Genomic DNA, 12,741 nt, shown 5'->3' with positions numbered 1-12,741 from the left:
TCAGAATCTCACGGCTCTCACCGCATCCCGAGCGAGCAAGGACGACCACCGCAACATGGGGCTGCACGACCGAACGTACATGCGAGGCGATCAGGCGCCCCCGGGGCTGAGGCCGGGCCGCTCGGGCGGGCTGCCATTCTCGATGTGCACGCTGCTCATCGCCGTCAACGTCATCATCCACCTCATTGCGTACGTCGCGCCCGGCGTGTGGGCCGCGTTCTTCACGTGGGGCCACTTCTCGACCACTGAAGCCATCTTCCAGCTCGGCTTCTGGCGTTTTCTGACCTTTCAGTTCCTGCACGGCAGCTTCATCCACCTGGCGTTCAACATGATGGGCATCTGGTTCCTCGGACGCCTCGTCGAAGACCAGCTCGGGCCCAAGAAGTTCCTGGCCTTCTACCTCGTCTGCGGCATCTTCGGCGGGCTGATGTACCTGCTGCTAAACCTGCTGGGCGGGGTGCTCGGGCTCCAGGTTCCCGGCCTGCTCATGAACGACCCGGCCACGCCGCTCATCGGCGCGTCGGCCGGCGTGTTCGGCGTGGTCATGGCGTGTGCCTACATCGCGCCCAACTCCACCGTGCAGTTGCTCTTCCCGCCCATCCCGATGAAGATGAAGTTCTTCGCATACGGGTTCGTGGCGCTGGCGCTGGTCATGCTACTGATCGGCAGCAATAACGCTGGCGGCGAGGCCGCCCACCTCGGTGGCGCCATCGCCGGCTTCTACTTCATCCGCAACACCCACCACCTCATCGATTTCTTCGACGTGCTCGGAGACTCGCGCAAGCCAAAGCCACCCAAGCGTGGCGGACGTCCGCGAGGACGAGCGCCGAGCGTCTCGCAGCGGGAGGTCGACCGCGTGCTCGACAAGGTCCAGGCCTCGGGCCTGGGAAGCCTGACCGATGCCGAGAAGGCCGTCCTCCGGCAGGCCACCGACCGGCAGCGTCGCGGCTAGCCCATGGCCATCTCGTTCGACATCGGGCGCCGCAGTCGAGCCACGGCGGGCAGAGTGGGCGTCGTGGCGACGCCGCACGGTGAGTTCCAGACGCCGGCGTTCATGACCGTCGGTACGCGCGCCACCGTGCGCGGCGTGACCAACGAGCAACTCCGCCAGGTCGGGGCCGAGGTCGTGCTCAACAACGCCTACCACCTCTGGCTGCGGCCGGGCCCCGAGCTCATCGACCGGTTCGGCGGCGCCCACCGATTCATGGGCTGGGACGGCCCGATCCTCACCGACTCGGGCGGCTACCAGGCCTACTCGATGGCCGACACCAACGCCATCGACGAGGACGGCGTGACGTTCCGATCGATCATCGACGGCCGCAAGCTCCGCATGACGCCCGAGGCGTCGATGGACATCCAGAACAAGATCGGCGCCGACATCATCATGGCCTTCGATGACTGCCCGCCCGCGGTCGACCTGGGCGAGGGCCCGGTCTCGCAGACCCGCCTCAAGCTCCAGGCCGCCCACGAGCGCGACCGCATCAGGGGCCACTACGACCACGCCGCCAGGCTGAAGATCGCCAACGAGCGCACCATCCGCTGGCTCGAGCGTTGCAAGGCCGCCCACGCCAAGGCCGACACCCAGGCCCTCTTCGGCATCGTCCAGGGCGGCACCGACGAAGCCGCCCGCCGCTGGTCGGCCGAGCACGTGACCAACGTCGACCTGCCCGGCTACGCCATCGGCGGCGTCAGCGTGGGGGAAACCAGCGAGGACATCGCCCGCATCGTGCGCTTCACCGCGCCGCTGCTGCCCGAGGCCAGGCCGAGGTACCTCATGGGCGTGGGCTACCCCAGGGACATCGTCGCCGCCGTGTGCGCGGGCGTGGACATGTTCGACTGCGTGCTGCCGGGCAGGAACGGCCGCAACGCCAACGCGTTCGTTCCGGAGGGCCAGATCCGGCTGCGGAATGCGAGGTTTGCTGAGGACCCCGAGCCTCTCGAGCCGGGCTGCGACTGCCCGGCCTGCCGTCCGATTCACGGGCGCCCGGCCAGTCGGGCCTATGTCAGGCATCTGTTCATGTCGCAGGAGATGCTGGGACCCATCCTGGTCTCGCTGCACAACCTGCGGTTCTACCAGCGGCTGATGGCCGACCTGCGGGCCACGATCGCCAGCGACGACTGGGCCGGCTTCGCGGATCGCTGGCCATCGGCGGCGGCGGGCATCCCGCAGGCCGCTTACCATGCCCCCCGCGTCGGTCCGTCCGACGGCGGCGAGGTTTGATCCGCCCGGCGTTCTGCCGGGCCCAGCAACGAATAGGACCGCGCGACCGTGGAAGGCCTGCTTCTACCGAATTCTCTTCCCTCGACCCACCTCACGAGCCTTTCGACGATCCTGGCCTATCAGGATGCCTCGCCGCTCGCGGGCGAGACGCCGGCCGGTGGTGGGGCGACCACGGGCCAGGGCGCCGCTGGCTCCCAGGGCGGCGCCAACCCTCCCGCGACGCAAAGCGGTTCGCAGGGCTTCGATCCCATCTTGATCCTCATGCTGGGCATGGGCGTCTTCCTGGTGGTCATGATCTTCACCAGCGGCCGCCGGCAGAAGCGTGAGCAGCGCGAGCGCCAGGGCATGCTTGACGCCCTCAAGCGCAACGACAAGGTCCAGACCATCGGCGGCATCATCGGCGTCGTCGCCGAGGTGCGCACCGACGAGGTGGTGCTCAAGGTCGACGACGCCGGCCAGAACCGCGTGCGCTTTGCGCGCAGCGCCATCCAGCAGGTCATCTCGTCGCGAGGCGGCTCCAACGAAACCGAGACCGCTGCTGCCGAGGCCGAGACCGAGACCGAGACCGAGACGCAAGCTTCCAACCCCTGATAAGAGCAAGACCGGCCGCGTCCGCCCGGCGGGCGAGCGAGCACGTTCGACGAGGAATCGCGACACATGATGCGTAACCGATTGGGATGGGGCCTGCTGGCGATGGCGATGCTCGCCTTCGCGATCTGGGGCTTCATGCCCCCCAACGAGAAGCTGCGCCTGGGCAAGGACCTCGCCGGCGGCGTCACGCTCACCTACGCCGTGCAGATCGAGCCCGGGCAGAACGCCCAGGAGATCCTCAACCAGCTCGCGACGGTGCTGGGCGAGCGCATCGATCCCGGCAACCAGATGGACATCAGCATCGTGCCGGTGGGGCGAGACCGCCTCGAGATCACGATGCCGCTGCCCACCGAGAACGTCAAGCAGCTCCGCCGAGACTTCGAGGCCGAGCTCCTGCGCATCGAGCAGTACACCATCGATCCCGTGCGCTTCGAGCGACTCATGGGCGAGGAGGCCCAGGTCCGCACGGCCGCCATCGAGGAGTTCCGCCAGAGCAGCCCCGAGTTGGCCGACCGCCTGCAGGCCGCGGCCGAGGCCTACGACCGGCTCGTGTCCGCCGAGCAGGCCTACCGCGACCTGCTGGGCCAGGAAGCGCCCGACGAGGAAGCCATCGACCAGGCAGAGACCGAGGCGGCGCTCGCGTCGCTCGACTACGACGACAAGCGGGCCGAGGCGCTCAAGCTCTCGATCACGCCCGCCGAGGTGCGCCGCGTGCTGGAGTTCAGCCGCCAGCCGACGCGCAAGATCGACTCGGAGATCAACGAGGTCGTCGAGCTTCCCAGCCCCTTCGAACGGGCGTGGGAGTCGCTCATGGAGCGGGCCGCCCCGGCCGACGGGCAGGGCCAGAGCTCGCTGCAGGCCGAGCTCGAGCGCGTGCTCGAGGTCTACGAGATCTACACGACCGAGCGCCGCTCGCTCGACGACCCCCAGGACCTCAAGCGGCTGCTCCGTGGCTCGGGTGAGCTGGACTTCCGCATCACCGTCGAGGCCAACAGCCGCGCCGACGAGAGCGCCCTGCGCGAAGAGCTGCGCGAGGTCGGTCCGCGGAACTCGAGCCCCGAGGGCGCCGTCTGGCTCCGGCTGGCCAAGGTCGAGTCGTGGTTCGACACGCTGGCCCAGGCCGAATCGCTCGAAGCCGACCCGGTGTCGTTCTTTGCCTCTCGCGGCTTCGTGGTCGAGCCCTACGACGGCATGTACTGGATGCTCGTGTGGGACCAGCTGGGCAACCGCCTGACCAGCGCCGAAGGCGAGTGGCAGGTCTCCCGCGCCTTCATGGGCCGCGACGAGATCGGCCGCAACAACATCGTCTTCAACATGGACACGCTCGGCGGCCAGCGCCTGGGCGAGCTCACCGGCGAGCACGTGGGCGACAACATGGCGGTCATCCTCGACGACCGCATCATCACCGCCCCCGTGCTGCGCGGCCGCATCTCGACCAGCGGCAGCATCTCGGGCGACTTCTCGCTCGAAGAACTCCGCGACATCATCCAGATCTTGAACGCCGGCGCGCTCCAGGCCCGCCTGAGCCCCGAGCCAATCAGCGAGAACACCATCGGCCCCAGCCTGGGCCAGGACAATCTCGAGAGCGGCCTGCAGGCCGGCATCTACGCGCTCATCGCCGTCAGCATCTTCATGCTGCTGTACTACTTCACGTACGGCGTCATCGCGGTCATCGCCCTGGGCTGCAACGCCGCCCTGATCCTGGGCGCCATGGCGCTCAACCAGTCGGCCTTCACCATGCCCGGCATCGCCGGCGTCGTGCTGACCTTCGGCATGGCCGTCGACGCCAACGTGCTCATCTTCGAGCGCATCCGTGAGGAGCTGCGCAACGGCCTCGACCTGGCCCAGTCGGCCAAGCTGGGCTACCAGCGGGCCCTGTCCGCCATCGTCGACGGCAACGTGACCAACCTCATCGTCTGCGTCGTGCTCGTGGGTGTGGGCACGCAAGAGGTGAAGGGCTTTGCCATCACGCTGGGCGTGGGCGTCGTCTGCACCATGATCTCGGCGCTGATCGTCAGCCGATTGCTGCTTTCGGTTCTGATCGACGACCTCGATCTCAAGGCCCTGGGCCGGCGGAGCACCTCGATGCTCGCGACGGCCATTCCCGTGATCGACCGCGTGCTCGAGCCCAAGATCAACTGGATCAGCGGGCGATACGTCTTCTGGTCGATCTCACTGCTGGCGGTCCTGACCAGCGTGGCACTCATCATCAACCAGCGCGACCGCATGCTCGATACCGAGTTCGTCGGCGGCACCCAGGTCGTGCTGCGATTCGGCGACGACCCGGCCGGCGAGCGCTTCATGCTCACGCGGCAGGACGTCGAAGACCGGATCATGCTCGTGGCCGAAGAAGCGTCAGAAGGCAGCCAGCTCAAGCTGCTCGAGCAGGCCGACATCGTGCCGCTCGACCCCGATGACGACGGCGTTACGAGCGATACGTTCCAGATCAAGACCCTGGCGACCAACTCCGACGAGGTACAGGACGCACTCGCCGTAGCCTTCGAAGACGTCCTCGACGTCCAGGCAGCGGTGACGTTCGACCAGGCCGACGTGACCGACGCCCGCCGGGGGCCGGTGTACCCGATCACCGGGCCGACGCCGCTCGGCTCGCACATCGGCCGGCCGCAGTACCGCGACGAGGTCGACGGCTACGTCGGCGGCGCCGCACTCGTGCTGGAGAACATCAGCCAGGGCCAGACACTCGAGCAGATCGAGCAGCGCCTCGATCTCCTGCGCGGCAAGTCCGACTTCTCCTCGACCCTCGGCCGTCCCCGCGAGCTCCGCGTGCTCGAGAGCTACGACGATCAGAGCGTGCGGTCCGCCGTGCTCCTGACCATCGATCCGATGACCAGCTACTTCAGCGATCGCGATCGCTGGTGGCAGGACGTCGGCCAGCTCGAGTGGCAGCTCGTCCGTGAGGCGCTCACCACGTCGACCACGCTGGCGAGCGTCAGCAACTTCAGCCCGGCCATCGCCGAGGAGTTCCGCGGCCGCGCGATCTTCGCGGTGGTCATCAGCTTCGTGCTCATCACGATCTACATCTGGGTGCGATTCGGTTCGGTCCGCTACTCGCTCGTCGCCCTGACGGCCCTGGCCCACGACGTGCTCCTGGCCCTCGGCATGATCGCGCTGGCCGAGCTCGTCTACGAATTCCCCACCGGTGCCCGCGTCGCGAGCTTCTTCAGCGTGCTGCCCTTCCGCATCGACCTGAACACGGTGGCCGCGCTGCTGACGATCATCGGCTACTCGCTGAACGACACGATCATCATCATGGACCGCATCCGCGAGAACCGCGGCAAGCTGCCCTACGCCAACCGCCGGGTCGTGAATCTCTCCATCAACCAGACCCTCAGCCGAACGGTCATCACCTCGGGCACCACGCTGTTCGCCGTGGCCGTGCTCTACTTTGCTGGTGGCGAGGGGCTGCGTCCGTTCGCCTACGTGCTGCTGATCGGCGTGATGGTGGGTACGTACTCGTCGGTGGCCGTCGCCGCGCCGCTCGTGTGGTCGAGCAAGGCCGATCCTTCCAGCAAGGGTGCCGGTGGTGGCGATGGTTCGGGCGACGCCAACCCGTTCTCGGGCCCGCAGCCGGGCTCGACGACAGCCCAGAGCCCGGACAAGCCGATGACTGAGTAAATGGGCGACGGCACCGGCGGCAACCAGGGCACGTTCAAGCAGACCGCCATCGGCCTGCTGGCACTCGCGGGCCTCTGGAATGCCGTGTATTGGCTCTGGCCCGTGCACCGCGAGGCGCCGGTGGTGATGGCAAGCACGGCGGAGACGGCCGATGCCGGGGAAGACGAAGCCGAGGCGACCGAGTCGGTTGGACTCGCTGACGCCGCGAGCCTCGAACCCGTCGTCCCAGAGGTTCCCGCCGATCCTGAGCCGATCATCGTCGATCCGATCGTGCACGATTTGGGCGAGCTCGGCGTGCTGCCTCCGCGGTTTCACTTGTACACCACGACCGCCAGCGATCGCAACTTGGGCGACATCGCCAGCCGCTACTACGGCGACAAGTCCAAGGCGCCCATCATCGCCCAGGCCAATCCATTCAAGGATCCCAGCCGCCTGGCGCCCGATCAGGTCTGGCGCGTGCCGGTTGATCCCGACAACATCCAGGGCGTGCTCGTCGACGGCGAAGGCAACCCAGCCGAGGCTCCGCCCGCCGAACCGCCACCCGCCGGCTACACCGAGTACCTCGTGCAGAAGGGGGACACCATGGGCGGCATCTCCCGCATGCACTACGAGACCACGCGCTACGCCGAGTTCATCTACGCCTTCAATCGCGAGCGATTGGGCCTGAAGTCGATCCGTGGCATCCGCGCCGGCCAGGTGCTGCACATCCCCGAGAGGCCCGAATAGCCCGAAATTGTCGAGGGGCCGACCTACCCTTGGCCTCATGAGCGAGCCATCTACCTACATCGTTACCGGCGGGGCCGGCTTCGTGGGCTCGAACTGCTGCGCCGCACTCTCGAAGTTCAGGCCCGATGCCCACGTCATCTGCATCGATGATTTTCGCCTGGGCTCGTTCCGCAACCTCGTCGAGGCCTACGAACGCCACGACCTCGGCGCGGTCTCCTGCGAGGTCATCGCCCAGGACTGGACCTACCTGCACACCCTGCTTGGTTCCCGCGCCGTGGGCATCGTCCACATGGCCGCCATCACCGACACAACCGTCGAGGATCAAGCCCAGATGCTCGACGAGAACGCCGGCCCTGCATGGGACGGCTTGCTCGAGTCGGTGCTCGAAGCCGGCCACCGGCTGGTCTACGCGAGCAGCGCCGCGACGTACGGCACGCCGCCGCAGGCGGCCGAGCGCGTCGCCTTCCCGCTCGAAGCCGCAGGCAAGCCCGACAACATCTACGGGTTCAGCAAGTGGGTGATGGAGAACACGCACCGCCGCGTGCACGCCCGGGATCCGAATGCTCACGTCGTCGGCCTGCGCTTCTTCAACGTCTTCGGACCCGGAGAATCAAACAAGGGCCCGATGGCCTCGATGGCCTACAAGCTTGCGCAGCAGATGCTGGCCGGCACCGCTCCGCGGCTGTTCACGCCCGGCGACCAGGCGCGAGACCAGGTCTACGTCGACGACGTGGTCGAGTGCGTACTCGCGGGCCTCGGGCTGGGCGACTTCAGGAAGCCAACGCCGGGCATCTACAACCTGGGCAGCGGCAGGCCGACCACCTTCAACGACCTCGCCGACGCCGTCCGCCGCGGGCTCGGCCTCGGCGAGACCGAGCTGGCCACCGAATACTTCGACATGCCCGAGAGCGTCCGCCGGTTCTACCAGGACTACACGCTCGCCGACATGAGCCAGACCGCGCGGGGCCTGGGCTTCGAGCCTCGGCACGACCCGGTGCGAGCGATCGAGGCCTACGCGGCGTACCTCAGGCACCAACACGATCGAGCGGGAGTACGACCTTGAGCATCCGTCGCATCCTCGTGACCGGCGGCGCCGGCTTCGTCGGCTCGCACCTGTGCGAGCGCCTCGTCAACGAGGGCCAGGACGTCATCTGCGTCGACAACTTCTTCACGAGCCAGAAGAGCACGATCGCGCACCTGCTCGATCGGCCGAACTTCGAGCTCATCCGCCACGACGTGACCCACCCCCTGTGGCTCGAGGTCGACGACATTTACAACCTCGCCTGCCCTGCCGCGCCGGGTCACTACCAGTACAACCCGATCAAGACCATGAAGACCAGCGTGCTAGGCGCCATCCACCTGCTGGGCATGGCAAAGCGCTGCAACGCCACCGTGCTCCAGGCCTCGACCAGCGAGGTCTACGGCGACCCGGAGGTCCACCCCCAGCCCGAGAGCTACCGGGGCGCCGTCAACCCGATCGGCCCACGTGCCTGCTACGACGAGGGCAAGCGCGCCGCCGAGACGCTCTTCTTCGACTACCACCGCCACAACGGCGTCAACATCAAGGTCGTCCGCATCTTCAACACCTACGGCCCACGCATGCACCCGCACGATGGCCGCGTGGTCTCGAACTTCATCCGCCAGGCCCTGCAGGGCGAAGACCTGACCGTCTACGGCGACGGCTCGCAAACGCGCAGCTTCCAGTACGTCGATGACCTGGTCGAGGGCATCTACCGGATGATGCACGGGCCCGATGACTTCCCGGGCCCGGTCAACATCGGTAATCCCGGCGAATTCACCATCCTTCAACTCGCCGAGCTGGTCATCGAGCTGAGCGGCTCCAAGTCCAAGATCGTCCACCGTGACGCCGTCGTCGACGACCCGAAGCAACGCCAACCAGACATCACGCTGGCCAAGCAGAAGCTCGATTGGCAGCCGACGGTCGCTCTCCGCGAGGGCCTCGAGAAGACCATCGAGTACTTTCGCTCGATCGACATCGACGGCTTCCGGGCGCCAACGCCGAACTACTAGGCACGCTCGACCCCGCTACGGCGAAGCAGTTCTAGCAGCACGACACCGCTTGCCCCGCGGAGCGCATGCGTTACCGAGCCGGTCATGGGCGTCGCGTCGGGGTTGATCTCGATGCTTGGCACGCCCCGCGAGATCGCCAGGTCGATGTACCCTGCCGCCGGATAAACCACGGCGCTCGTGCCGATCGTCAGGAACAAGTCGCACGACATGACTGCACGCTCGGCGGCCTCGATGGCCTCGGTCGGAAGCATCTCGCCGAACAGCACGATGTCGGGTCGCAGCACGCCACCAGCCTCCGACCGCGGCGGGAACCGCGAGAAGTCCACCTCCTCGATCGGGCGCGTGCTGCCCGTGTCCTGGCAGCGCCACCGCAGGATCGAGCCGTGCAATTCGATGACGTCCTTGGCGCCGCCGGCCTGGTGCAGCCCATCGATGTTCTGCGTGATCACGTCGACGTCGCCGCCACGCTCGCGCTTGATCGACTGCAGCCGTGCGAGCGACTCGTGTCCCGCGTTCGGCTTGGCGTCGGCACACTTCGAGAACCGCCAGTGATACCACTGGGTGACCATCTCCGGGTCGCGCTCGAGAGCGCCGATGCTTGCCAACTCCATCGGGTCGTACCGAGCCCACAGCCCGGTCTGCGGCTGCCGAAAGGTCTCGATGCCGCTCTCGGCCGACACGCCGGCGCCGGTGAGCACGGCGATGCGGCGGGCATCGCGGACGAGCCCGGCAACCGCGTTCAGATCCGTTCCGTCGGCGTCGATCGTCATGGAGCGAGAATAGAAGGAAAGCCCCGGCCTGGACGAATCCAGCCCGGGGCTTTTGGTGGGTTTGTTGCGCCCCCAGGAGAGCGGAGCGGGCCTGAGCCCTAGCGGCGGCGGCGGACGGCCGCGAGGCCACCGAGGCCGAGCAGCGCGAGCGAGGCCGGCGCGGGGATCGGGACGACCGTGATCGTCAGGTCATCGCTGATGTCGAGCCAGCGGCCCTCGGTCCATCCGACGCTCGACACGCCGCGGCCCGAGATCACGAGCGAATCACCATCGACGAGCATCACGTCCGACAGATCGACCATCGAGCTCGCGGTGTCGCCGATGCTCACGCCCGAAGTCGGCTTGCTGAGCACGTCGCTGAACAGGACGTCGAACTGCCCCGAGGCGCTCTCGCGAGCGATCACGAGCTCGACGTCCATGTCGCTTCCGCGGAACTCGTTGCCCGTCCACAGCACGTCGAACTGGCCGTCGATGTCGACCATCAGCTCGGGCGTGCCGGCAGGCAGCATCCAGCGGACGATCGGGGCTTCGTCGTAGATCGTGCCGACGAGGTTGTGGGTCATCTTGCCCTGGCGGATGGGCGGGTTGGCGTCGTTGCCCTTGCTCCACGTGCCGAAGCCGTGGCCCCACCAGTTGTTGTCCCAGTTGAGGAGCGTGGTCTCCTGGGTGTACCAGGGGCTGTCGCCGCTCAGGCCGTCACCGCCCTGGGCGTACTCGTACTGCCACACGCCCACGCCGTCGAAGCCGGGGCCGGGGTTGAACACGGTGCCGCCGGGCACCGCACCGGGCACCCAATCGCTGGCACGATGCCAGGCATCGCCCGTGTCATACTGAGCCATCGCGGCGTGCGAGGCCGAAAAAGCCACGCCCGCAGCGAGCATCAGGGTCATGTTTGGTGTCTTCATCATCTATCTCCCGCTCTCTTCTCTGGTTAGAGACGCACCTTCAACATGCCCCAAGACCGGGCCCGGGCCAGCAAAACCAGAAAAAATACTGAGCCAAACCCTGGCAACGCCGGCCGCCAGAACCTCGCGGCCCCCGTACGACAGCCCACGGGTGCCGGCTTGCCGATAATCACACCATGCCACAACCCTCCACCCCCAAGAAAACCCTCGTGCTGTGCGACGGTGACCTGCCCGGCATGGTCGCGCTGAGCCTGACCCAGGACGCCCTGGGTTCGGCCGGCTCCTGCGGCGTCCTGGCGGCTCCGGTCGCCGCCGACCACGCCGAAGGCGTCTCTGCTCGCATCCGCTCGCTCGCCGAGTCTCAGGCGGCCGAGTGCGTCGACTTCCCGGCCGTTGCGCCGGCCGCCCTGACCGCCGGAGCGCGCCGGACCCGATACCTCACCGAGGCGGTCCACCATGGCATGGCCAACGGCTACGGCGTCCTGGTCTGCCCCTGGCAGGCCGGCGCGTTCGATGCCGAGAAGCCCCTGGGCGTCGACGAGGTGCCGACCGTGGATCGCCTCGCCCGAGAACTCGACCGGGCACTGCTGATCTCGCGTCTGGTCACGCTCGATGCGTCCGAGCACGGGGTCGGCGTGTTCGAGGTGCAGACACCGCTGATGGACCTGAGCGACGCCCAGGTCGCCGAGCTCGCCCTCGATCTCGATGTTCCGATCTGGCGGGCGTGGTGGTGGGAGGTCGCGGCAGGAAAGCGGGCAAAGGACCCAGCCGTCGCCGACCGAGCCAACGCCCTGCGCGACCGCTGGTGTGGTGCCCTCGAGTCCTTGGGCTGGTCGATCGACGCCGAGCTCGCTGCATCGCGATGAGCACGAGCGCCCGCCCAGCGACCGAGCCGTGAACGGGCCGCGGCTCATTGTACAGAAGTTCGGCGGCACGTCGGTCTCCGACGCCGGCCGCATCCGGCTTTGCGCGCAGCGAGCCGTCGATGCGGCTCGTACGGGCGATCGCGTGGCGGTCGTCGTGTCGGCCATGGGGCGCACGACCGACGCCCTCCTGCGCACCGCGATGGAGATCGACGCGAGCCCGCCCGCGCGCGAACTCGACCAGTTACTGGCCGCCGGCGAGCAAGTGTCCGTCGCCCTCACCGCGATCGCCATCAATGCCCTGGGCGGAACGGCGGTCGGCCTCGATGCGCGGCAGGCCGGCATCTCGGTCGACGGTCCGCACGGCCGCAGCCGCATCGGCCGAATCGACACCAGCCGGATCGAGTCGGTGCTCAGCCAGGGTCGTATCGCCGTCGTCGCGGGCTTCCAGGGCGAGCTCGACTCGGGCGACCGCGCAACCATCGGCCGCGGCGGGTCGGACACCACCGCCGTCGCGCTCGCCGTCACGCTCGGCGCCGATCTCTGCGAGATCTACACCGACACGCTGGGCGTCATGACCGCCGACCCCGCGATCGTGCCCGAGGCCCGCCGCATCGAGACGCTCGCCTGGCCCGCGATGACAGCGCTCTCGCGGCACGGGGCCCGCGTGCTTGCGATCGATGCCGCCGAGATGGCCCAGGCCGCCCGCCTGCCCGTCCGCGTCCGCCACGCCGCCCTCGCCGGCGAGGGCACGCTCGTCGAAGCCGACGCCTGGCCCGCCGGCCCGATCGCGTGCGCCAGTAGCCGCCACGACACCGGATCAACGATCGCCCTCATCGGCCGAGACCTGCCCGCCAACGTCCGAGACGAAGCGCACGCCGCCCTCGGGCCGGGCGCCGACGACGAGCCGGACGCCATCGTGCTGCACAGCGTGCCGCACGCCCGCGCGGCAAGCCTGCTGCGGGAGCTGCACGCCGCGGTCGGGCTGGCATGACCCG

11 protein-coding genes are annotated in these 12,741 nt (G+C 68.1%); 9 read left to right on the top strand and 2 right to left on the bottom strand.

Annotated elements, in window-relative coordinates:
- The first annotated feature begins 55 nt into the window (after positions 1 to 55).
- From RIA68_05565 to RIA68_05535, 7 genes are all read left to right on the top strand, one after another.
- Complete coding sequence (locus RIA68_05565) at positions 56 to 952, top strand: rhomboid family intramembrane serine protease (GenBank protein ID MEQ8316904.1); 897 nt, start codon at positions 56 to 58, stop codon at positions 950 to 952.
- 3 nt (positions 953 to 955) lie between these two features.
- Entirely contained in the window at positions 956 to 2,221 is a 1,266-nt protein-coding gene (locus RIA68_05560) for a tRNA guanosine(34) transglycosylase Tgt (protein ID MEQ8316903.1), read from the top strand.
- Positions 2,222 to 2,269: 48 nt separating this feature from the next.
- Positions 2,270 to 2,812, top strand: a complete 543-nt coding sequence (gene yajC / locus RIA68_05555) for a preprotein translocase subunit YajC (GenBank protein ID MEQ8316902.1) — start codon at positions 2,270 to 2,272, stop codon at positions 2,810 to 2,812.
- Positions 2,813 to 2,878: 66 nt separating this feature from the next.
- Entirely contained in the window at positions 2,879 to 6,448 is a 3,570-nt protein-coding gene (secD, locus tag RIA68_05550; protein MEQ8316901.1) for a protein translocase subunit SecD, read from the top strand.
- Positions 6,449 to 7,174 (top strand): LysM peptidoglycan-binding domain-containing protein, encoded by a 726-nt coding sequence (locus tag RIA68_05545; GenBank protein MEQ8316900.1) that lies wholly within the window; start codon positions 6,449 to 6,451, stop codon positions 7,172 to 7,174.
- A gap of 37 nt (positions 7,175 to 7,211) precedes the next feature.
- The gene (locus RIA68_05540; protein MEQ8316899.1) at positions 7,212 to 8,237 is read left to right on the top strand and encodes an NAD-dependent epimerase/dehydratase family protein; all 1,026 of its coding nucleotides are present in this window, start codon (positions 7,212 to 7,214) and stop codon (positions 8,235 to 8,237) included.
- A complete protein-coding gene (locus RIA68_05535; protein ID MEQ8316898.1) occupies positions 8,234 to 9,205 on the top strand; it encodes an SDR family oxidoreductase in 972 nt (323 codons plus the stop codon). The genes RIA68_05540 and RIA68_05535 overlap by 4 nt, the downstream gene beginning before the upstream one ends.
- Here RIA68_05535 and RIA68_05530 read toward each other — a convergent pair.
- Together RIA68_05530 and RIA68_05525 are read right to left on the bottom strand one after the other, a co-directional pair.
- The gene (locus RIA68_05530; protein MEQ8316897.1) at positions 9,202 to 9,975 is read right to left on the bottom strand and encodes an NAD-dependent deacylase; all 774 of its coding nucleotides are present in this window, start codon (positions 9,973 to 9,975) and stop codon (positions 9,202 to 9,204) included. The two genes, RIA68_05535 and RIA68_05530, sit on opposite strands and share 4 nt — an antisense overlap.
- A 98-nt stretch (positions 9,976 to 10,073) precedes the next feature.
- The gene (locus RIA68_05525; protein MEQ8316896.1) at positions 10,074 to 10,880 is read right to left on the bottom strand and encodes a PEP-CTERM sorting domain-containing protein; all 807 of its coding nucleotides are present in this window, start codon (positions 10,878 to 10,880) and stop codon (positions 10,074 to 10,076) included.
- 176 nt (positions 10,881 to 11,056) lie between these two features.
- On the opposite strand from RIA68_05525, the gene RIA68_05520 reads away from it, so the two are divergent.
- The gene (locus RIA68_05520; GenBank protein MEQ8316895.1) at positions 11,057 to 11,746 is read left to right on the top strand and encodes a hypothetical protein; all 690 of its coding nucleotides are present in this window, start codon (positions 11,057 to 11,059) and stop codon (positions 11,744 to 11,746) included.
- A 28-nt stretch (positions 11,747 to 11,774) separates the two neighbouring features.
- Positions 11,775 to 12,737, top strand: coding sequence for a hypothetical protein (locus RIA68_05515; GenBank protein ID MEQ8316894.1), 963 nt, complete (start codon positions 11,775 to 11,777; stop codon positions 12,735 to 12,737).
- Positions 12,738 to 12,741: the final 4 nt, after the last annotated feature.

The sequence above is a fragment of the Phycisphaerales bacterium genome (assembly GCA_040217175.1).
Taxonomy (GTDB): Bacteria; Planctomycetota; Phycisphaerae; order Phycisphaerales; family UBA1924; genus JAHCJI01.
This window is presented reverse-complemented; position numbering and strand designations above follow the sequence as displayed.

What these genes read in the sequence shown, in the direction of transcription:
- RIA68_05530 (MEQ8316897.1), bottom strand. Translation starts at nt 9,975, where the DNA reads ATGACGATCGACGCCGACGGAACGGATCTGAACGCGGTTGCCGGGCTC.
- RIA68_05565 (MEQ8316904.1), top strand. Translation starts at nt 56, where the DNA reads ATGGGGCTGCACGACCGAACGTACATGCGAGGCGATCAGGCGCCCCCG.
- RIA68_05540 (MEQ8316899.1), top strand. Translation starts at nt 7,212, where the DNA reads ATGAGCGAGCCATCTACCTACATCGTTACCGGCGGGGCCGGCTTCGTG.
- RIA68_05520 (MEQ8316895.1), top strand. Translation starts at nt 11,057, where the DNA reads ATGCCACAACCCTCCACCCCCAAGAAAACCCTCGTGCTGTGCGACGGT.
- RIA68_05545 (MEQ8316900.1), top strand. Translation starts at nt 6,449, where the DNA reads ATGGGCGACGGCACCGGCGGCAACCAGGGCACGTTCAAGCAGACCGCC.
- RIA68_05525 (MEQ8316896.1), bottom strand. Translation starts at nt 10,880, where the DNA reads ATGAAGACACCAAACATGACCCTGATGCTCGCTGCGGGCGTGGCTTTT.
- RIA68_05560 (MEQ8316903.1), top strand. Translation starts at nt 956, where the DNA reads ATGGCCATCTCGTTCGACATCGGGCGCCGCAGTCGAGCCACGGCGGGC.
- secD (MEQ8316901.1), top strand. Translation starts at nt 2,879, where the DNA reads ATGATGCGTAACCGATTGGGATGGGGCCTGCTGGCGATGGCGATGCTC.